Below are 18749 nucleotides of genomic sequence, written 5' to 3' on the forward strand. Positions count from 1 at the left end.
ATCCCGGAGATACCCGACGCATGGATTCGTCAGCCAACTCTTTGATCAACCCCGACGCCCGCATGGGCCTCGCCGGCGCGCAGCCGGGCGCGGGCGCTGCCGGCACCGGCCAGGCCGGCGGTGCCGCGGACCTCGGCGGCCTGGGGAACAACCTGGGCGGCAACTTCGGCCAGCGCCTGTCCGGCCTCGCGCAAATGCGTGGCAACCCGCGCGCCCCGTTGATTTTCGCGGTCGCACTGCTGGTCGCCATTGTCGCGGGTCTGTTCATGTGGTCGCGCGCGCCGGACTACAAGGTGCTCTACAGCAACCTGTCGGACCGCGACGGCGGCGCCATCATCACCGCGCTGCAGGCGGCCAACATCCCCTATAAGTTCACCGACGCCAGTGGCGCGATCCTCGTGCCGGCCGAGCAGGTGCATGAAATGCGTCTGCGTCTGGCTTCGCAAGGTCTGCCCAAGAGCGGCTCGGTCGGCTTCGAACTGATGGACAACCAGAAGTTCGGTATCAGCCAGTTCGCCGAACAGATCAACTACCAGCGCGCGCTGGAAGGTGAACTGGAGCGCACGATCGAGTCGATTTCATCGGTAAAGTCGGCGCGCGTGCATCTGGCCATTCCGAAGCCCTCCGTGTTCGTGCGCGACAAGGAAGCGCCGTCTGCCTCCGTACTGGTGAACCTCTACCCGGGCCGCGCACTCGACGAAGGCCAGGTGCTGGCGATCACCCATATGGTCTCGTCGGCGGTGCCGGATATGCCGGTGAAGGGCGTGACGATCCTCGACCAGGACGGCAACCTGCTGACGCAGCCGTCCACCGGCAGCGGTCTGGACGCCTCACAACTCAAGTATCGCCAGCAGATCGAGCGCAACACCCAGCAACGCATCGACGCCATCCTGTCGCCCCTGTTCGGCTCCGGCAACGCGCACTCGCAGGTCAGCGCCGATATCGACTTCTCGCGCAGCGAGCAGACCTCGGAAAACTACAGCCCGAACGGCACCCCGCAGCAAGCGGCGATCCGCAGCCAGCAATCGAGCACTTCCACCGAAATGTCACAGGCCGGTGCCTCCGGCGTGCCGGGCGCGCTGTCGAACCAGCCGCCGCAACCGGCTTCCGCGCCGATCACGGCGGGCAACGGCACGCCTGGCGTGACCACGACGCCGGTCAGCGACCGTAAGGACTCGACCACCAACTACGAACTCAACAAGACCGTGCAGCATCTGGAGCAACCGATGGGCGGCATCAAACGGCTGTCGGTGGCGGTGGTCGTGAACTACATGCGGGTGGTCGACGCCAAGGGCCACGCGACGATGCAGCCGGTCACCGCCGACAAGCTCGCGCAGGTCAATCAGCTGGTGAAGGACGCGATGGGCTTCGACGCCACGCGCGGCGACTCGGTCAACGTGGTCAACAGCCCGTTCACCGTCGACGTCGACCCGGATGCCGACCTGCCATGGTGGCGCACGCCGGACATGATCGCGCTCGCCAAGCAGATCGCGACCTACCTCGGCATTGGCCTCGTCGCCCTGTTCCTCTACTTCGTGATGGTGAAGCCGGCGCTGCGCCGCGCCTTCCCGCCGCCGGAGCAGGTCGCCGCAGCGCTGCCGTCGCCGGACGAGCCGGTCCTGCTGGACGGTATCCCCGCCGCCGAGCGCGCGGGCGCCGTCACGGAAATGGAAACCGACACCGAGCTGCTGGCGTTCGAAAACGAGAAACACAAATACGAACGGAATCTGGAATTCGCACGCAATATCGCGCGCCAGGATCCAAAGATCGTTGCAACCGTCGTGAAAAATTGGGTGTCCGATGAGCGCTGAAGGCGTAATGAAGAGCGCGCTCCTGCTGATGTCAATCGGCGAGGAAGAAGCCGCGCAGGTGTTCAAGTTCCTCGGGCCGCGCGAAGTCCAGAAGATCGGCGTCGCGATGGCCGCACTGAAGAACGTGACACGCGAGCAGGTCGACGAGGTGTTGCAGGAATTCGTGCGTGAAGCCGAGCAGCACACCGCCCTTTCGCTCGATTCGAGCGAGTACATCCGTTCGGTGCTGACCAAGGCGCTCGGCGGCGACAAGGCCGGCGCGATCATCGACCGGATTCTGCAGGGCAGCGATACCAGCGGTATCGAAGGCCTCAAGTGGATGGACTCGGCCGCGGTGGCCGAGCTCATCAAGAACGAGCATCCGCAGATTATCGCGACTATCCTCGTTCACCTGGACCGCGATCAGGCGTCGGAAATCGTCGCCTGCTTTAGCGAGCGTCTGCGTAACGACGTGCTGCTGCGAATCGCGACGCTCGACGGCATCCAGCCAGCCGCGCTGCGCGAACTCGACGACGTGCTGACCGGCCTCCTGTCCGGCAGCGACAACCTCAAGCGCAGCCCGATGGGCGGCATCCGCACGGCGGCCGAAATCCTCAACTTCATGTCGAGTAACCATGAAGAAGGCGTCATCGAGAACGTTCGCCAATACGACGCGGAACTTGCGCAGAAGATCATTGATCAGATGTTTGTGTTCGAGAACCTGCTCGATCTGGAAGACCGCGCGATCCAGTTGTTGCTAAAGGAAGTCGAGTCCGAGGCGTTGATCATCTCGCTGAAGGGCGCGCCGCCCGCGCTGCGCCAGAAGTTCCTGTCGAACATGTCGCAGCGTGCTGCCGAACTGCTCGCCGAAGACCTCGATGCGCGCGGCCCGGTCCGTGTCTCCGAAGTCGAGACGCAGCAGCGCCGCATCCTGCAAATCGTGCGCAATCTGGCGGAAAGCGGCCAGATCGTTCTAGGCGGCAAGGCGGAAGACGCATATGTCTGATCAGAACTCCGCGGCGAAGGAGAGCCTCTCGGCCTACCAGCGCTGGGAGATGGCCTCCTTCGACCCGGTGCCACCCGCACTGCCCGAACCCGAAGTCGACGACGGCGCATTCGAAGCCGAACTCGAACGCCTGCGCGACACTGCGCATGCGCAGGGCGTCGCGACGGGTCACGTGGCCGGGCAGGCGCTCGGTTACCAGGCCGGTTACGAGCAAGGTCACGCACAGGGTTTCGAGCAGGGCCAGAGCGAAGCGCGTGAAGAAGCGGCGCGTCTTGCCGCGCTGGCCGAGACTTTCAAGGCAGCGCTCGACGGCGCGCAAGGCGCGATCTCCGAGACACTTGCGGCCTTGGCGCTGGACATCGCCCAACAGGTGGTACGCCAGCATGTGCAGCACGATCCGACCGCGCTGATTGCCGCCGCCCGTGAAGTGCTGGCCACCGAGCCGGCGCTGCTCGGTGCGCCGGCGTTGATCGTCAGCCCCGCTGACCTGCCGGTCGTCGAAGCCTATCTGATAGAAGAACTGCAAACGCGCGGCTGGACCGTGCGTACCGATCCGTCGGTCGAACGCGGCGGCTGCCGCGCGCAAGCCGCCACCGGCGAGGTAGACGCCGGCATCGACACGCGCTGGGAGCGCGTCGCCGCCGCACTCGGCAAGGTGAGCACATGGTGAAGCCGACGCTCGAGGAGATCCGCGCCAGCGATCTGACGCCGCTCGAGCGCGAACTGGCGCTGGCGTCGTTCGGCGCCGAGGCGCTGGCGGATGCGCCGGCTGCGACTACACCCGCTGCGGCCGCAGTCGCAGCTATCGACGCCGCGCTGCGGGATCCCGCTCACGGACATCCGGGCGCCGCCGGGCACCCGGCGAAGGGCACGGCGGCGAGTCGCGAATCCACCGCCGCAAACCATGAGTCCGCCGTTTCTTCGAGTCCCGCTGCACCCCCTCCGGACCCTGCCCCGTACGATCCCGCACTCGACAGCAACCCCCACATGCAAGCCTGGCGCGGCCGGCTCGACGCGATGCGCGCGCGTAATGCGATCGCCAAGCCGATGCGTGCCTGCGGACGTTTGACGCGCGCCGCCGGTCTGGTGCTCGAAGCGGTCGGCCTGCGCCTGTCGGTGGGCGCCGAAGTGATGATCGAACTACCCTTCGGTAGTTCGCTGGCGATGGCCGAAGCCGAAGTGGTCGGCTTCTCCGGCGACAAACTGTTTCTGATGCCGACCACCGAAGTGATCGGCCTGCTGCCTGGTGCACGCGTGTACCCGCTCGAAAGCGCGCCCATCGCCGATCCGATGGCGGGTGCGAAGCGCCTGCCGGTCGGCTGGGAACTGCTCGGCCGAGTGCTGGACGCCTCCGGCCGCCCGCTCGACGGCCTCGGCCCGCTCGGCGCGCATGCCGATGCGCCGCTGTCCTCACCGGTCATCAACCCGCTGAACCGTGAGCCGATTCACAAGGTGCTCGACGTCGGCGTGCGCGCGATCAACGCGCTCCTGACCGTGGGCCGCGGCCAGCGCATGGGCCTGTTCGCCGGTTCGGGCGTCGGTAAATCCGTGCTGCTCGGCACGATGGCGCGCTACACCAGCGCCGAAGTAATCGTGATCGGTCTGATCGGCGAACGCGGCCGCGAAGTGAAGGAGTTCATCGAACAGATTCTCGGTGAGGAAGGCCTGGCACGCTCAGTCGTCATCGCTGCGCCGGCCGACGTCTCGCCGCTCTTGCGGATGCAGGCGGCGTCGTATTCGACCTCGCTCGCCGAATATTTCCGCGATCAGGGCAAGCACGTGCTGTTGCTGATGGATTCGCTGACCCGTTACGCGATGGCGCAGCGCGAGATCGCGCTGGCCGTGGGCGAGCCGCCCGCCACCAAAGGCTATCCGCCTTCGGTGTTCGCCAAACTGCCGGCGCTCGTCGAGCGGACCGGCAACGGCCCGGCGGGCGGCGGTTCCATCACCGCGTTCTATACCGTGCTGACCGAAGGCGACGACCAGCAGGACCCGATCGCCGACTCCGCGCGGGCGATTCTCGACGGCCACATCGTGCTGTCGCGCTCGCTCGCCGAGGCCGGTCACTATCCCGCGATCGACATCGAAGCGTCGATTAGCCGGGCAATGACCGCGCTGATCGACGATAACCATCTCGAGAAGACGCGTATGTTCAAGCAGATGCTGTCGCGCTATCAGCGCAACCGCGATCTGATCAATGTCGGCGCCTATTCGAGCGGGCGCGACGCGCTGCTCGACCGTGCGATTGCACTGTATCCGCGAATGGAGGCGTTTTTGCAGCAAGGTTTTCGCGAGTGCGCGAACTTTGAACCAAGTCTCGAGATGCTGGACGCGCTGTTTGCCCAAGGAGGCTGACGATGGCGAAACACTTTCCGATCAAGACCCTCATCGGCCTCGCCCAGGATGATGTGGACGCCGCCGCGCAACGCCTGGGCCGCGCCCAGCGCGAGCGCAACGACGTCGAAGCTCAGCTGAACGCGCTCGTGCAATACCGCGACGAATATCACGCGCGCTTCACGACGACTGCCCAGACGGGCATGCCCGCGGGCAACATGCGTAATTTCCAGGCATTTATCGACACGCTCGACGCCGCCATCGAACAGCAGCGCAACCTGCTGGTGACGGCCAATGCGCGCGTCGAGGCCGCCAAGCCCGACTGGCAGCGCCAGAAACAGAAGCTCGGCTCGTATGAAGTGTTGCAGGCGCGCGGCGAAGCTGCCGAAGCGAAAGTCGTGGCGCGGCGCGATCAGCGCGATTCCGACGAACACGCAGCCCGCATTCTGAGGATGCGCACCGAGGGCGTCTGACCCGCCCGAGCGTTGTCTCGATTGACCGAACACCCCGTTTGACGGATTGACAGGATTCCCTATGTCGCTTCTTTCACAGATCGGTTCACTGCTCGGCTCTGCCAGCAGCACGTCCACCAACGCGGCCATGGCCGCTGCGGCGAACGCCAAGCCGTTCTCGCAAACCTTGCAGCAGAGCATCGATCTGCAAAACAACGCGGCCGCGCAAAGTGCGAGCAAGCCGCGGGCTTCATCCTCCTCTTCGTCTGCGTCGTCGTCGAGCGTGCATGACGCGCCACCGCCGCCCGATCCTTCGACGAAGAGCCCGGATGCCGCGAGCAGCAACACGGACGACAGCAACTCGACGAGCGCTTCCTCATCCGGCTCGTCGTCGGCTTCAGCGTCTGCTTCGTCGGCCAACACGCAACAGGCCTCGACCGACAAGAGCAACGCGACGCCACCGAAGTCCGGCAACACGACCACGCAGACCAACGCGGACACGGCAGCGGCCGCCGCCGCTGCGCAGGCTCAAGCTCAGGCCAACGCGAACAATGCCACCGACCCGGCGACCGCTGATCCCGCCACGGCATTGACTGACGCCGCGACCACACAGCCCGGCACGGACACCACAACGGGCACCGCCACGGGCAAAAAAACTAGCGCGACCGATCCGAAGTCGTTACAGGACGCCCTGCAAGCAGCGCTGGCCGCGCTGGCGAGCGGCCAGGGCGTGGTGCCGGCACAGGCCCTGGCAAGCGGCGCGGCTGCGAACGCTGCGACGACGGCAAATGGTCTGGGTACGGGCGCGAGCAACGGACTGAACGGATCGGCGGACGGCAAGACGCTTGCGGCCGGTTTATTCGGCGACGGTAAGGGATCGGGTGCCGGCAAGGCTGCGCTAACGGCTGCGGCTACGACCGTGGCGGATCCCTCAGCGGCGGCGAAGGCGGCGGCTGACGCGCTGAGCGCGACGGCTGCTGGTGGTACGCAGGCTGACGATCTGGCGACCTTCAAGAGTGCAACCGATGCCGCGACGGCTGCGCTGGCAGCCAGTCAGGCCGCGGCGGGCGCCGCGAGTACGACGGCGGCCGTGCAAACGACGGGTAACGCCGGTGCTGCGGAAGTGGCGAATGCATTGTCGCCGCAGGTGGGCACGACCGACTGGGAAGATGCGTTGAGTCAGAAGGTGGTGTTTTTGTCGAATGCGCATTCGCAGAGCGCCGAGCTGACTTTGAATCCGAAGGATTTGGGGCCGCTACAGGTTGTGTTGCAGGTTGCCGATAACCATGCACATGCGTTGTTTGTTTCGCAGCACCAGCAGGTGCGGGAGGCTGTCGAGGCAGCGTTGCCGAAGCTTCGCGAGGCGATGGAGTCCAATGGGATTGGGTTGGGGAGCGCTAGTGTTAGCGATGGGTTTGCCCGGCAGGGCGGGCAGCAGCAGAGTGCTGATTCGGGGCGGTCTGGCGGGAGAAGCAGCGGGGCTGCGGGGGGCTTTGGCAGCGGCGCTGGTTCGGATTCTGATTCTGTTGTGGCTAATGTTGCCGTGCGGCGGAGTGTGGGGTTGGTCGATACGTTTGCTTGATGTTTTTTTGCATTTGCGGCGCTTGGTGTTTGTTTTGCCTGCTCGGCAGGGTTTGTTTGATTGCCTACGGCGTTGGGGGTTTGTTGATTTGTTTGCCTGCTCGGCGCGTCCTGTCTGACTGCCTGTGGCGTTGGCCTTTCCTTGAATTGTTATTGGTTTATTAGCGTCGCCCCTGTGCGGGGCGGGCACTTACTTCTCTTTGCCGCCGCAAAGAGAAGTAAGCAAGAGAAAGCGGCTCAAACCGCTAATTCTTAAGTGGGTCCCCTGGCTTGGAAGGGGCAGTGGTGCATCTGGAATCCGTGCCCTCGCAGATTCTGCGTAAGTGACAAGGGAGTCATTAGCTCCCACTCCACACTGCGTGCGTCGCGGATGGGTTTACCTGGGAAACCAAGGGCTTCGTTGAGGCGCGGTGGGGGCCATCGGCTCCGCCTCGGCGACGGCGAAGTTGCATGAGAACCTAGGGCTCCGTTTGAGCACAGGGGGAGCCATCGGCTCTGCCCCGGCGACAAGGATGTTGCGTGAGAAACCTGGGGCTTCGTTTAAGCACAGAGGGAACCATCGGCTTCGCCTGGGCGGAACGCCGAATGGAGCCCGAGCGCGAAACGCAGCCATCGGTTTTATGAAGTGCGCGTCGGCGCGCGCAGCGCCGCCGGAAGCATGACTCCCTTGTCACTCACGCGGAGTGTGCGAGAACACAGATTCCAGATGCACCACTACCGTGGCTGCGCGGGGGCCCGCTTAAGAATTAGCGGTGTGAGCCGCTTTCTCTTGCTTACTTCTCTTTGCGGCGGCAAAGAGAAGTAAGTGCCCGCCCCGCACAGGGGCGACACTAATAGACCAATAAGAATTCAAGGAAAGGCCAACGCCACAGGCGTTCAGACGAACAAGCGCCGCGCAGGCAAACAAATCAACAAACCCCAACGCCGTAGGCAATCAAACAAACCCCGCCGAGCAGGCAAAACCAAACCCAAACCCCGCCAAAGGCAAAAAAAACCCCAAACCTCCGCCGCCAGGCAACCTCACCCCCGAACGGGGCAAAAACCAGAGATAGCCCTCAATAACCCTTCTTTTCGACCCATCGCGCCGCAGGCAAATAAACAACAATCACCATCACCAGCACTAAAGGCAAGTAAAGCAAACCTCATGGCAGCCACGACCGCAAACCAGCAAGCCGCGCCCGCTTCCCCGGGCCCCTTGAAGCGCATCATCCTGATCGTCCTCATCGCGATCATCGCCGCAGGCGCTGCCGGCGCGGGGGTGTGGTTCTTCATGTCCAAACGTGGCCCAGCTCCCGCGTCAGCGGGAATCGCCAGCGCGCCGGCGCCATTAGCCGTACCGCTCTTCTTCCCGCTCGAATCGATGACAGTCAACCTGCAATCGGACGACGGTCAGCAACACTTCCTGCGTATCGGCCTGACGCTCAAGCTCAACGACCCGAAAACCCAACAGGAACTCTCCGACCATATGCCAGAAGTGCGCAGCCGCATCCTCCTCGCACTGTCGAACAAACACCCGGAAGAACTCGCACCGCTCGAAGGCAAACGCGCCCTGGCCACCGAACTCCAGACACTGATCGAAGAGCCGACCGATAAGGGCGCCGCGCCGGTCCACGTCCAGGACGTGCTGTTCACCGAATTCGTCGTGCAGTGAAGTCATTTCGCGCTGCCATCATTAACCGCCGGACGCACGAGGAATAAGGAATGGGCCACGAAGAGTTCATGTCCCAAGAGGAGGTCGATGCCCTCCTCAAGGGCGTCACCGGCGAGTCCGACTCGGTCGCCGAACAGACCGACCGCTCAGGCGTACGTCCGTACAACATCGCGACGCAGGAACGCATCGTCCGCGGCCGGATGCCCGGCCTCGAAATCATCAACGACCGCTTCGCGCGTCTGTTGCGCGTCGGTATCTTCAACTTCATGCGGCGCTCGGCGGAAATCTCCGTCGGTCCGGTGAAGGTGCTGAAATACAGCGAGTTCACCCGCAATCTGCCGATCCCGACCAACCTGAACCTGGTCCATGTGAAGCCGTTGCGCGGCACGTCGCTGTTCGTGTTCGACCCGAACCTGGTGTTCTTCGTGGTCGATAACCTGTTCGGCGGCGACGGGCGTTTCCATACCCGCGTCGAAGGCCGCGATTTCACGGCAACCGAGCAGCGCATCATCATGAAGCTGCTCAATCTCACGTTCGAGCACTACGCGGCGTCGTGGAAAAGCGTGCGCCCGCTGCAATTCGAATTCGTGCGCTCGGAAATGCACACGCAGTTCGCCAACGTGGCGACGCCGAACGAAATCGTCATCGTCACGCAGTTCTCGATCGAGTTCGGCACGACGGGCGGCACGCTGCACATCTGCATGCCTTATTCGATGATCGAACCGATCCGCGACATTCTCTCGTCACCGATCCAGGGCGAGGCGCTCGAGGTCGACCGTCGCTGGGTCCGCGTGTTGTCGCAGCAGGTGCAGGCAGCCGAAGTGGAACTGACCGCCGACCTCGCACAGGTGCCGGTCACGTTCGAACAGATCCTGAACATGCGCAAGGGCGATGTTCTGCCGATCAACATCCCCGAACACATCACGGCGAAAGTCGATGGCGTGCCGGTGATGGAATGTGGCTACGGAATTTTCAATGGTCAGTATGCGTTGCGGGTCCAGAAAATGGTCAGCGCAGCCGACACGATGAAGGAAGGTGGATATGAGTGACCTGAACGCAAAGACTGAGGCCGAACTGGCCGCCGGCGAGCCGCAGCTGGCCGGCGCCGAAGACGACGCGGCGATGGCCGACTGGGCCAGCGCGCTGGCCGAGCAGAACGACAACACGGAAGTCAGTCCGACTACCGCAGGCGTGTTCCAGCCGCTCTCGAAGGTCGAATCGACCTCGACGCGCAACGACATCGACATGATCCTGGACATTCCCGTCCAGATGACCGTCGAACTCGGCCGCACCAAGATCGCGATCCGTAACCTGCTGCAACTCGCACAGGGCTCGGTCGTGGAACTGGATGGCCTCGCGGGTGAACCGATGGACGTGCTGGTCAACGGCTGCCTGATCGCCCAGGGCGAAGTGGTCGTCGTGAACGACAAGTTCGGCATCCGTCTGACCGACATCATCACGCCGTCCGAACGCATCCGGAAGCTGAATCGATGAAACGTGTTGCCGGTCGCGCCGCATTGCATCTGTCACATACGTCATATGCGTCATATGCGTCATATGCGTCGCGCAATGTTCTCCATCGCGCTGGACTCACGGCGACCGTAGCAACGACAGCGGCTACGTCGGCGCTGATGTTCGTACTGACCTCGGTGGCGACATTCGCACCATCGGCCGCGCACGCAGCCGACATGAACGCGGTCAACAACGCTGCGAAAATCGCGTCGGGTGTGGGCGCAGGCACGGCCGTTCCGGCGCTCGGCGTCGGCGCGGTGTTGCAGACCATCGTCGGCCTGCTGGTAGTGATCGGTCTGGTGTTCGCCTGTGCATGGCTCGCGCGCCGGTTCGGCTTGCAGCCGGCCAATCGCGGCGGCCTCGTGAAGACAATCGGCGGCGCCTCGCTCGGCGGCAAGGAACGGGTCGCCGTGGTCGAAATCGGCGATACGTGGCTCGTGCTCGGCACGGCGCCTGGCAATGTGCGTCTGCTGCATACGATGCCCGCCGGTTCGGCCACGGATCTAGTCGCAGGCACGCAACCGGCCACACCAGGCGCGTCGGGTGTATCGGATGCGTCAGTTAAAGGCGCAGCATTGCCCGGCACCTTCGGCCAACGCTTTCGCGATGCTTTAAAAGGCGAAGTGGGCAAACGTTTCAATGGGCAAGGCAGCGGGGATCGGTAATGCAGTTCAGTCTTCAATCAGTGCAATCAGCACGTCACGCGCACGCCACTCGCATGTCTTGCGCCACCTCGAAAGTCATTGCAGTCTTGCGCCGTGTCACGCCAGTCGTGTTGCCGGCGCTGATGCTCGCGCTGCCGACGCTGTCGTTCGCGCAAGCCGCCGGCTTACCGGCCTTCAATACGAGTCCGGGCCCGAACGGCGGCACGACCTACTCGCTGAGCGTGCAGACGATGCTGCTGCTCACGATGCTGTCGTTCCTGCCGGCGATGGTGCTGATGATGACGAGCTTCACGCGCATCATCATCGTGTTGTCGTTGCTGCGCCAGGCGCTCGGCACGACCACGACGCCGCCTAACCAGGTGCTGGTCGGTCTCGCGCTGTTTCTCACGCTGTTCGTGATGTCGCCAGTGCTGGACAAGGCCTATACCGACGGCTACAAACCGTTCTCCGACGGCACCATCCCGATGGAAACGGCGGTGAACCGCGGCCTCGCCCCGTTCAAGACATTCATGCTGCGCCAGACCCGTGAAAGCGATCTCGCGCTGTTCGCCCGCATCTCGCACGCCGCGCCGATGCAAGGTCCGGAAGACGTGCCGCTGTCGCTGCTGGTGCCCTCGTTCGTGACGAGCGAACTGAAAACGGGCTTCCAGATCGGCTTCACGATTTTCATCCCGTTCCTCATCATCGACATGGTGGTGGCGAGTGTGCTGATGTCGATGGGGATGATGATGGTGTCGCCCGCCACGATCTCGCTGCCGTTCAAGCTGATGCTGTTCGTACTGGTCGACGGTTGGCAATTGCTGCTCGGCTCGCTCGCGCAGAGCTTTGTTTAACCGGGTCACTGAGTTGCATCGCTCAACCCTTCACGCTTCCGGTACTACGCCATGAATCAGGAATCCGTCATGACGCTCGCGCACCAGGCCATGTATGTCGGCCTGCTGCTTGCCGCGCCGTTGCTGCTGGTCGCGCTGGTCGTCGGTCTGGTGGTGAGCCTGTTCCAGGCCGCTACGCAGATCAACGAAACCACACTGTCGTTCATTCCGAAGCTGCTCGCGATCGCGATCACCATGGTGATCGCCGGTCCGTGGATGTTGACGACCATGCTCGATTATCTGCGTCAGACGCTCACCAACATTCCGTCGCTCGTCAACTGAGCGCGGCCCCGGCCTCCGCTCAGCGCTTCCGCGCTCTCCCACCGTCATGTTCTCCGTCACCTACGCACAACTGAACGCCTGGCTCACGGCGTTCCTGTGGCCGTTCGTGCGGATTCTCGCGCTGATGGTGACCGCGCCGGTGCTCGGCAACCGTTCGCTGCCGACGCGGGTAAAAATCGGCCTCGCGGCCTTCATCACGATCATCGTCGCGCCCACGCTCGGCGCACTGCCGCAGGTCACGGTGTTTTCCGCCGAAGGCGTATGGATCATCGTCAACCAGTTCCTGATCGGCATCGCGCTCGGCGTGACAATGCAGATCGTGTTTCAGGCGATCAGCGCCACGGGCGATTTCGTCGGTCTGGGCATGGGCCTCGGTTTCGCGACATTCTTCGACGCGCAGGCAAGCAGTTCGAGCCAGGTGCTGTCGAGCTACATGAACACGATCGCGATGCTGGTGTTTCTGGTGATCGACGGCCATTTGCAGATGATCAGCGCACTACTGGCCACCTTCCAGTCGGTGCCGGTGTCGGCGAACATTCTGGGCGCGCCCGGCTGGCGCACACTGGCGAACTTCGGCAGCACGGTATTTTCCGCAGGCCTTCTGCTGTCGCTGCCGGTAGTCGTCGCGCTCCTGATCACCAACCTCGCACTCGGCATCCTGAACCGCGCCGCGCCGCAGATCGGGGTGTTCCAGATCGGCTTTCCGCTGACGATGCTAATCGGCATGCTGCTCCTGCAACTGATGATCCCGAACATGATTCCGTTCTTCATGCGCCTGTTCGACGTCGGCATCGATCAGATGGGGCGTGTGGCGGCCGGGCTTAAGTAGTACCGTTTCCGGACCGGCGAGATTGGCCGCGCGAGCAAGGCGCGCCTCACGCACTTTGGCCACGCATCGGCCACCCAGAACAAAGAAGGGCGGAACCGGCTCACACCGGCTTCCGCCCTTCTTTGTTTCGCCCTGCTCGTCTGCTTAATTCAGGTACTGGAACAGCGAAACGCTCTGAATCTTCACAAACGCCTGCTGCGCCGCTTGCAGCGCGTTTTGCGTCATCGTGTACTGGCCGATCGTCTTGGCCATATCGGTTTGGGTCAGATCCGCCAGGTTGCTCGCCGTCTGCAAGGTGTTGGTCTGCGTGACGGTCTGCAATGCCTGGACTTCCTGCTCGCGGCCACCCACTGCGGCCTGCGCGGTCACGACGTTGTTCATCGTGTTTTCGAGCTGGGTCATGCTGGTGGTCAGCGCGCTCTGGAAACTGGCCGTCGACGCGCCGCCCGACACCGGCGTTTGCAACGTGGCGATCAACTGGTTCAGATTGGCGAACACATCCGTGCTGCCTTGCGTGGCGGGCGTCACGGTGAAGCTGTCGCCCGCGTTCGGCGCGCCGGTGATGTTCACCGTCTGGCCACCGAGCGTAATCGCCGAGCCGGCTGTGAACGTTTGCGGTGCGCTGGTGGTCACCGCCCCGGTGGCCGGATCGGTCTGGCTCACCGTGTAGGTGGTCCCCGACGAGAAAGCGATCTTGTACGTGTCCGCATTGGCCGGATTGGTCGGGTTCGTCAGGCTCACTGTGCTGATCACGCCCGTGCCCGTGTTGCCCGTCGTCGCGGCCGGCACCGAGCTGGTACCGATCGACGCAACGCTGCCGAAGATCGCGATACCGTTGTCGCCGGTCTGAATGGTGTGCGAGGAGGTGATCTGCATGGCAGGCGTGCCGGTGTCGCCCGAATAGGTCACAACGCCGGCCGAGTTGGTGGTGTACGGCTGCGCCGTGCTTTGATAACCGCCGAACAAGGCGTTGCCTTGCGGATCGGTCGCATTGGCGAGCGTCATCAACTGGCTGCGCAAACTCTGCAATTGCGTCGCGATCGAGCCGCGGTCGCCGTCGTTCAGCGAACCGTCGCCGGCGCTCAGTACCAGCGTGTGAATGCTTTGCAGCACCGTATTGACGCTGCCGAGCGTCGAATCTTCCTGTTGCAGCGAAGCGAGCGCGGAAGTCTGGTTGGTCGTGTACTGCGACAGGCTCGTCGCCGTCGAGCTCAACAGCACCGCCTGCGCCGCGCCGAGCGGATTGTCCGACGGCGTGGAGAGGCTGACACCGCTCGAGATCTCTTGATACAACTGCGACAACTGAGCTTGCTGATCGCTCATCGTCGCCACGTTCATGTTGAAGTACTGCATGCTGGAGATGCGCATGTTCAACGCCTCACTGGAAGATGCCGAGTATCGTCTGGAACAGGGTCTGCGCGGTCTGGATGACCTTGCTGTTCGCCTGATAGAGCTGCTGATACTGAAGCAGGTTGGCTGCTTCTTCGTTAATGTTTACGCCCGAGACCGACTGCTGCGCGGTGGTGATCTGCGTCACCAGCGAGGTCTGCGCCGTGCTCGAAGTCTGAATCTGATTGGTCTGGTTACCGATCTGGTTGACGTAGTTCGCATACGCGCCCGCCAGTGTGACCGTGCCGCCGCCCAATGCCTTCGCCGTGGACAGGTTCGACAGTGCCAGCGCATTGCGCCCGTCATTGCTCGCGCCGGTGTTCGGGCCGATGGTGAACGTGTCGCCGGCGGCCGGTGCGCCGCTGATCGTCACCGAGACGTTGTTCATCTGCCCAGCGGTCGTGTTGTTGATCGTCAGCGCAGCACCCGTGCTCGACGAATACGGCACCACGGTGGTCGCGTCGGTGATCGGATACGTGGTCGAGGGCGAACCCGCCACCGTCACCGTCGATCCAGCGGGGAAGCCGGACAGGCCGGTGCCGTTGTACGACAGCGTGGTGGTCGCATTCGGCATCGTGTAGCCGGCCGTCACCGTGCCTTGCGTGATCGTACCGGTGCCGGTATTGCTCGCCGTTGCGGCGCCGAGCACCGGTGCCGCGGCGGCGAGCGCCGACGGGTCCGTGGTCGCGGTGTTGAAGCTGTTCAGCGCGCCGCGGGTCGGTTCTACCGTGAACGAATCGCCAGCCTTCATCGTGCCGGTGGTCGAGAAATTCAGACCGTTGATCGGCTTGCTCAGGTCGGTCGCCGAGCCCACCACGCTGCCGGTCGAATTGTCGGTCAGCGTGTAGGTGGTGCCGTTATAGGCCAGCGTGTAATCGCCGGTGGTCGGCTGCGCGGCATTCGCAAACGAGACGTTCAGCGAGGCATTGCCGGTGTTCTGCGTATTCGCATAGACGGTCGGGCTGTCCACCGAGAACAGCGCGCCGCCTTGGGCGCCCGAGAGCGTAACGCCGAGGCTGTTCTGCGCGTTGACCTGTGAAGCGAAGCTCACCGCAATCGCGCCGAGCTGTGCTTCGCCCGGATCGAGCGTCTGGCTGCGAAATGCGAGGAGACCGCCGAGCGCACCACCCGTAACTTTGCTGTCGGGCAGATTTTGCGGCGTGGCGGGCGGGTTCGCGCCGGCCTGGCCAAGATACTGCACCGACAGTTCGCTCGTGTCGCCCGTCGCAGGTGCCGTGCCGAGGTTGTAGCTGTTGCCGGACGAGACGAGCGGCTGGCCGTTGGCCATGAACACGCTGTAGCTGCCGTTGGTGTTCACGACGTTCACGCCAATCAGCTGCGACAGGTTCGACACAGCGAGATCGCGCTGATCCATCAACTGGTTCGGCGGCTGACCTTGCGTGCTGGCTGCGGAGATCTGGCCATTCAACTGGGCGATCTGCTGCGTGTAGCTGTTGATCTGCGAAACGGTGCTGGTGAGCTGCGTATTGACGCTCTGGCGCAGGGCGTCGTACTGCTGACCCGCGGCATTGATCTGGTTCACAAGCGTCTGCGCGCCACTCATCGCGGTCTGGCGGGTGGCCAGACTGGAGGCGTTGTTCGAGACATTCTGCAAACCGGTGAAATAGCTGGTGATCGCGCTCGAAATGCCGGCAGTCGGACTGCCGATCAGATTGTTCAGCTGCGAAATCAAGGTGTTGTACGTCGACAGCGAGCTGCCCGAGCTCTGCGCGTTGTTCAGCTCAGTGGTCAGATACTGGCTGTACTGGCGCGTCACGGTGACGGTCGAAACGCCCTGCGGCAAATAGCCGGAACCCGTGTACTGCCCGCCGCTTTCCGCATAGACCGGCGTTTCGATCGTATAGCCCGGCGTCGACGCGTTGCTGATGTTCTGGCCGGTCGTCGTGAGTCCCCACTGGGCTGCGTTCAGTCCACTGAGTCCGAGATTGATGAGGTTGCTCGACATGCGTCATCCTGAAGGGCGACACCGACCACATGCCACCACGTTACTTGAACATCCTGTTTAACGGCTCTCACAAGGAAAAATTGAGGGCCATTCCGATGCTTGTTCGACGTTTGTTTCAACGTTTGCGAGGCTTATGCTGCCGGGCTTTCTGCCTCATGCGCAGCAACTCAAAAACCGCGCCCAAATTGAGCCATCCTCAGGCGCCGCTCGTGCGGAATTTCATCAACGCACCAGCGAACGGCGCTTCATTTCCAGTTGCGTAATCAGACGTTGCAGCGTGTTTTCGGCGCTGCCCGGCAGCGTCAGAAAACGGAAACCGAGTTGATAGCGCTGCGTACCGTTCGGCAACGCGGTGGAGCGGTGCGACACCAGTTGCAGATCGAGCGAAAGCCGGCCAAATGCGCCGAGCGACAGTTCGCAATCCTGCAGCCGCGTGCCCATCGGCAATTCGGCCACGCGCTCGTCCGTGGTGCGCATGCCGACGCCGCCGAGCGACAGATCGTGCACTTCGAAGCGGAACGTATCGCCTTCAGGCAAACGGCCGACGCACATATACGGATCGAGAATCGGCGCATCGACGCGGAAATACTCCCGGCGCTGGACATAGAACAGCACTTCGGGAAAATCGGCCTCGAATGCAGGCAGTCCTTCGTAGCGGGTTTCGCGCGGCGTGCCGGTCGCGAACTCGGCGCGCACGCCGTCCGGCGACGCATGGAACTGACAGCGCGATGCGCCCAACAAGCCTTTGTTCTGCTCCGAAAGCGCGCCCCAATCGAAAGTGAAGGTGCGCGTGCGCACGTCGACATCGAGCAGGCGCGTGACGAGCTGACCGCCCGCGTATTCAACGGTAAGGAAATCGCCTCGATTGACGAGGTTCCGTAACTGAACGCCGATCTCCAGCGGATTGCGGCGGCCGAAATCAGGTGCGCTTTCGTCTAGCGTGGCGTGCGACTGGCCGGGTGCTTCGGCCTGGCCGTGCGACTGGGTAGTATCCATAGGCTTGCCGGTATGCATGTTCTTGCGGGCGCGTGCCAAGGCTCCTGCCGGGGCTTTCGCGCGGTCTTCATCGAAGCCGCAGCACGCGCATTCAACCGGACATTACAACGCTTTCCGGTATCGGGTCTAACTGATTAGCGGCAGCATTCAGCCAAAATTTAGGGGCATGTAATGAAATATTTGCCGCAAACGTTAAAACGCCGATATACCGCCGGTGAAATCCGGGCTCATCGAATGCAGGCGGCAATCACACTGGTTATGCGGGTGGACCGGCTGCCCGCAGGCGGCCGGCCTCGTCCGTCTTGTTATGCACCTGGCCCCGTCGCGTGCATGCTTCTTTATTCGAAAAAATCAAACTGCAAACTGGTCAATTGCACGATCGACTACGACCGCACACCCTTATTAACGGCAGCTCAGCCCATTTTCTGCATAATGGACATCAGCTTTTTCGCGTAATGCGGATCGGTTGCATAACCCGCGCGCTGCATGCCGTTGGCAAAACCATTCACGTCATGCGCGGAATTGATTACCTGCGCATAACGCGGGTTGCCTTTGAGCAGGCTCGCGTAGTCGGTCATCGCGTCCTGGTACGAGTCGTACGCGCGGAATTTTTCGACGGTGCGCTGCGGCTTGCCGTTCACATACTCGGTCGTGACTGTGGAAACGGTCTTGCCGGTCCAATCCTTGGTCGCCTTGATGCCGAAGACGTTGTGGCTCGGCGAACCGTCGGCCTTTTTGATCTCGCTCTTGCCCCAGCCCGATTCGAGCGCGGCCTGGCCGATGATGAAGCGCGCCGGAATGCCGGTTGCCGCGCTGGCGGCTTGCGCCGGCTGGGCGAGCTTGTCGACGAAAGCGTCGACCTTCGGCGAGGTGCCGTCGCCCTTGATTGGCGGCGTCAGCGAGCTGTTGGCCGAGTAGCCTTTGCCCATCGCCAGTTGACCGTTGGCCTGCGCATTACCGTAGGCCTTCGCGAGCGCGTTCAGCGCCGCGGTCTGGCCTTCGTCGCCGCCACTGCCGCTACCCAACGCCCCGGCCATGCCGCTCAGGCCGCCGCTTGTGCCGTTCGCGCCGCTCACCTGCAGGCCCTGATTGCGCATCATCTGCTTGAGCATCGCGTCAGCCACGCCGATGCCCTTCTGCGATAGCTGTTGCGACAACTGCTGATCCATCATCGACGTGAAGGTGGCGCTGTCGTGCGAATCGAACGGACCATCCTGTGGCGTCGCCTCGCGCATGCTCTTCAGCATCATCTGTGTAAACACCGCGTCGAACTGCTGCGCGGCCATCTTCATGCCGGCTTGTGGCGAAGCCTTGGCCTGCGCACTCAATTTGCCGAAGCCCTGCACGTCGAGCGCGAAGCGCTGGGTCAGGTCGTTCGCCGCGTTGGCGGAATTGGTCGTATCCGAATTCATCTTGCGTCTTCC

General features: G+C 63.1%; 17 protein-coding genes. 13 read left to right on the plus strand and 4 right to left on the minus strand.

Translation table 11 applies throughout. The features are described from left to right. Positions 1–20 precede the first annotated feature (20 nt). From fliF to fliR, 13 genes are all read left to right on the plus strand, one after another. Positions 21–1811 (plus strand): flagellar basal-body MS-ring/collar protein FliF, encoded by a 1791-nt coding sequence (gene fliF, locus PQR40_RS14325; RefSeq protein ID WP_408226277.1) that lies wholly within the window; start codon positions 21–23, stop codon positions 1809–1811. After that, positions 1801–2796, plus strand: a complete 996-nt coding sequence (fliG, locus tag PQR40_RS14330; RefSeq protein WP_408226274.1) for a flagellar motor switch protein FliG — start codon at positions 1801–1803, stop codon at positions 2794–2796. The genes fliF and fliG overlap by 11 nt, the downstream gene beginning before the upstream one ends. Beyond that, entirely contained in the window at positions 2789–3466 is a 678-nt protein-coding gene (gene fliH / locus PQR40_RS14335) for a flagellar assembly protein FliH (protein ID WP_408509242.1), read from the plus strand. The genes fliG and fliH overlap by 8 nt, the downstream gene beginning before the upstream one ends. After that, a complete protein-coding gene (gene fliI, locus PQR40_RS14340) occupies positions 3460–5151 on the plus strand; it encodes a flagellar protein export ATPase FliI (protein WP_408226268.1) in 1692 nt (563 codons plus the stop codon). Before fliH ends, fliI begins: the two co-directional genes overlap by 7 nt. Positions 5152–5153: 2 nt before the next feature. After that, complete coding sequence (gene fliJ, locus PQR40_RS14345) at positions 5154–5603, plus strand: flagellar export protein FliJ (RefSeq protein WP_408226265.1); 450 nt, start codon at positions 5154–5156, stop codon at positions 5601–5603. A 61-nt stretch (positions 5604–5664) separates the two neighbouring features. Next, entirely contained in the window at positions 5665–7164 is a 1500-nt protein-coding gene (locus PQR40_RS14350) for a flagellar hook-length control protein FliK (RefSeq protein WP_408509243.1), read from the plus strand. 1143 nt (positions 7165–8307) lie between these two features. Continuing rightward, on the plus strand, positions 8308–8814 hold the full coding sequence (gene fliL, locus PQR40_RS14355; protein ID WP_408484799.1) for a flagellar basal body-associated protein FliL: 507 nt from the start codon (positions 8308–8310) through the stop codon (positions 8812–8814). 50 nt (positions 8815–8864) lie between these two features. Continuing rightward, entirely contained in the window at positions 8865–9863 is a 999-nt protein-coding gene (gene fliM, locus PQR40_RS14360; RefSeq protein ID WP_408221464.1) for a flagellar motor switch protein FliM, read from the plus strand. After that, positions 9856–10308 carry a flagellar motor switch protein FliN gene (gene fliN, locus PQR40_RS14365; RefSeq protein ID WP_408509244.1) on the plus strand — a complete coding sequence of 151 codons (453 nt, stop codon included), beginning with the start codon at positions 9856–9858 and terminating at the stop codon, positions 10306–10308. The genes fliM and fliN overlap by 8 nt, the downstream gene beginning before the upstream one ends. Then, positions 10305–10991, plus strand: coding sequence for a flagellar biosynthetic protein FliO (fliO, locus tag PQR40_RS14370; RefSeq protein ID WP_408509245.1), 687 nt, complete (start codon positions 10305–10307; stop codon positions 10989–10991). Before fliN ends, fliO begins: the two co-directional genes overlap by 4 nt. Beyond that, on the plus strand, positions 10991–11824 hold the full coding sequence (gene fliP / locus PQR40_RS14375; protein WP_408226253.1) for a flagellar type III secretion system pore protein FliP: 834 nt from the start codon (positions 10991–10993) through the stop codon (positions 11822–11824). The genes fliO and fliP overlap by 1 nt, the downstream gene beginning before the upstream one ends. Before the next feature lie 51 nt (positions 11825–11875). Then, positions 11876–12145 carry a flagellar biosynthesis protein FliQ gene (fliQ, locus tag PQR40_RS14380; protein WP_028198519.1) on the plus strand — a complete coding sequence of 90 codons (270 nt, stop codon included), beginning with the start codon at positions 11876–11878 and terminating at the stop codon, positions 12143–12145. Between the two features lie 46 nt (positions 12146–12191). Continuing rightward, entirely contained in the window at positions 12192–12974 is a 783-nt protein-coding gene (gene fliR / locus PQR40_RS14385; protein ID WP_408226250.1) for a flagellar biosynthetic protein FliR, read from the plus strand. A 144-nt stretch (positions 12975–13118) separates the two neighbouring features. Here the strand turns inward: fliR and flgL are convergent, their stop codons facing one another. The 4 genes from flgL to flgJ form a co-directional block, all read right to left on the minus strand. Continuing rightward, on the minus strand, positions 13119–14342 hold the full coding sequence (flgL, locus tag PQR40_RS14390) for a flagellar hook-associated protein FlgL (protein ID WP_408226247.1): 1224 nt from the start codon (positions 14340–14342) through the stop codon (positions 13119–13121). Between the two features lie 10 nt (positions 14343–14352). Further along, positions 14353–16329 carry a flagellar hook-associated protein FlgK gene (flgK, locus tag PQR40_RS14395; RefSeq protein ID WP_408509246.1) on the minus strand — a complete coding sequence of 659 codons (1977 nt, stop codon included), beginning with the start codon at positions 16327–16329 and terminating at the stop codon, positions 14353–14355. A 222-nt stretch (positions 16330–16551) separates the two neighbouring features. After that, positions 16552–17325 (minus strand): flagellar brake protein, encoded by a 774-nt coding sequence (locus tag PQR40_RS14400; RefSeq protein ID WP_408226241.1) that lies wholly within the window; start codon positions 17323–17325, stop codon positions 16552–16554. 413 nt (positions 17326–17738) lie between these two features. Beyond that, positions 17739–18737, minus strand: a complete 999-nt coding sequence (gene flgJ / locus PQR40_RS14405) for a flagellar assembly peptidoglycan hydrolase FlgJ (RefSeq protein ID WP_408226238.1) — start codon at positions 18735–18737, stop codon at positions 17739–17741. Positions 18738–18749: the final 12 nt, after the last annotated feature.

Source organism: Paraburkholderia sediminicola (genome assembly GCF_046026855.1).
In the GTDB taxonomy this organism is placed as follows: Bacteria; Pseudomonadota; Gammaproteobacteria; order Burkholderiales; family Burkholderiaceae; genus Paraburkholderia; species Paraburkholderia sediminicola_A.

What these genes read in the sequence shown, in the direction of transcription:
- fliG (WP_408226274.1), top strand. Translation starts at nt 1,801, where the DNA reads ATGAGCGCTGAAGGCGTAATGAAGAGCGCGCTCCTGCTGATGTCAATC.
- fliL (WP_408484799.1), top strand. Translation starts at nt 8,308, where the DNA reads ATGGCAGCCACGACCGCAAACCAGCAAGCCGCGCCCGCTTCCCCGGGC.
- fliJ (WP_408226265.1), top strand. Translation starts at nt 5,154, where the DNA reads ATGGCGAAACACTTTCCGATCAAGACCCTCATCGGCCTCGCCCAGGAT.
- fliM (WP_408221464.1), top strand. Translation starts at nt 8,865, where the DNA reads ATGGGCCACGAAGAGTTCATGTCCCAAGAGGAGGTCGATGCCCTCCTC.
- fliP (WP_408226253.1), top strand. Translation starts at nt 10,991, where the DNA reads ATGCAGTTCAGTCTTCAATCAGTGCAATCAGCACGTCACGCGCACGCC.
- PQR40_RS14400 (WP_408226241.1), bottom strand. Translation starts at nt 17,325, where the DNA reads ATGGATACTACCCAGTCGCACGGCCAGGCCGAAGCACCCGGCCAGTCG.
- PQR40_RS14350 (WP_408509243.1), top strand. Translation starts at nt 5,665, where the DNA reads ATGTCGCTTCTTTCACAGATCGGTTCACTGCTCGGCTCTGCCAGCAGC.
- fliH (WP_408509242.1), top strand. Translation starts at nt 2,789, where the DNA reads ATGTCTGATCAGAACTCCGCGGCGAAGGAGAGCCTCTCGGCCTACCAG.
- fliQ (WP_028198519.1), top strand. Translation starts at nt 11,876, where the DNA reads ATGAATCAGGAATCCGTCATGACGCTCGCGCACCAGGCCATGTATGTC.
- fliR (WP_408226250.1), top strand. Translation starts at nt 12,192, where the DNA reads ATGTTCTCCGTCACCTACGCACAACTGAACGCCTGGCTCACGGCGTTC.
- flgL (WP_408226247.1), bottom strand. Translation starts at nt 14,342, where the DNA reads ATGCGCATCTCCAGCATGCAGTACTTCAACATGAACGTGGCGACGATG.
- flgJ (WP_408226238.1), bottom strand. Translation starts at nt 18,737, where the DNA reads ATGAATTCGGATACGACCAATTCCGCCAACGCGGCGAACGACCTGACC.
- fliF (WP_408226277.1), top strand. Translation starts at nt 21, where the DNA reads ATGGATTCGTCAGCCAACTCTTTGATCAACCCCGACGCCCGCATGGGC.
- flgK (WP_408509246.1), bottom strand. Translation starts at nt 16,329, where the DNA reads ATGTCGAGCAACCTCATCAATCTCGGACTCAGTGGACTGAACGCAGCC.
- fliI (WP_408226268.1), top strand. Translation starts at nt 3,460, where the DNA reads ATGGTGAAGCCGACGCTCGAGGAGATCCGCGCCAGCGATCTGACGCCG.
- fliN (WP_408509244.1), top strand. Translation starts at nt 9,856, where the DNA reads ATGAGTGACCTGAACGCAAAGACTGAGGCCGAACTGGCCGCCGGCGAG.
- fliO (WP_408509245.1), top strand. Translation starts at nt 10,305, where the DNA reads ATGAAACGTGTTGCCGGTCGCGCCGCATTGCATCTGTCACATACGTCA.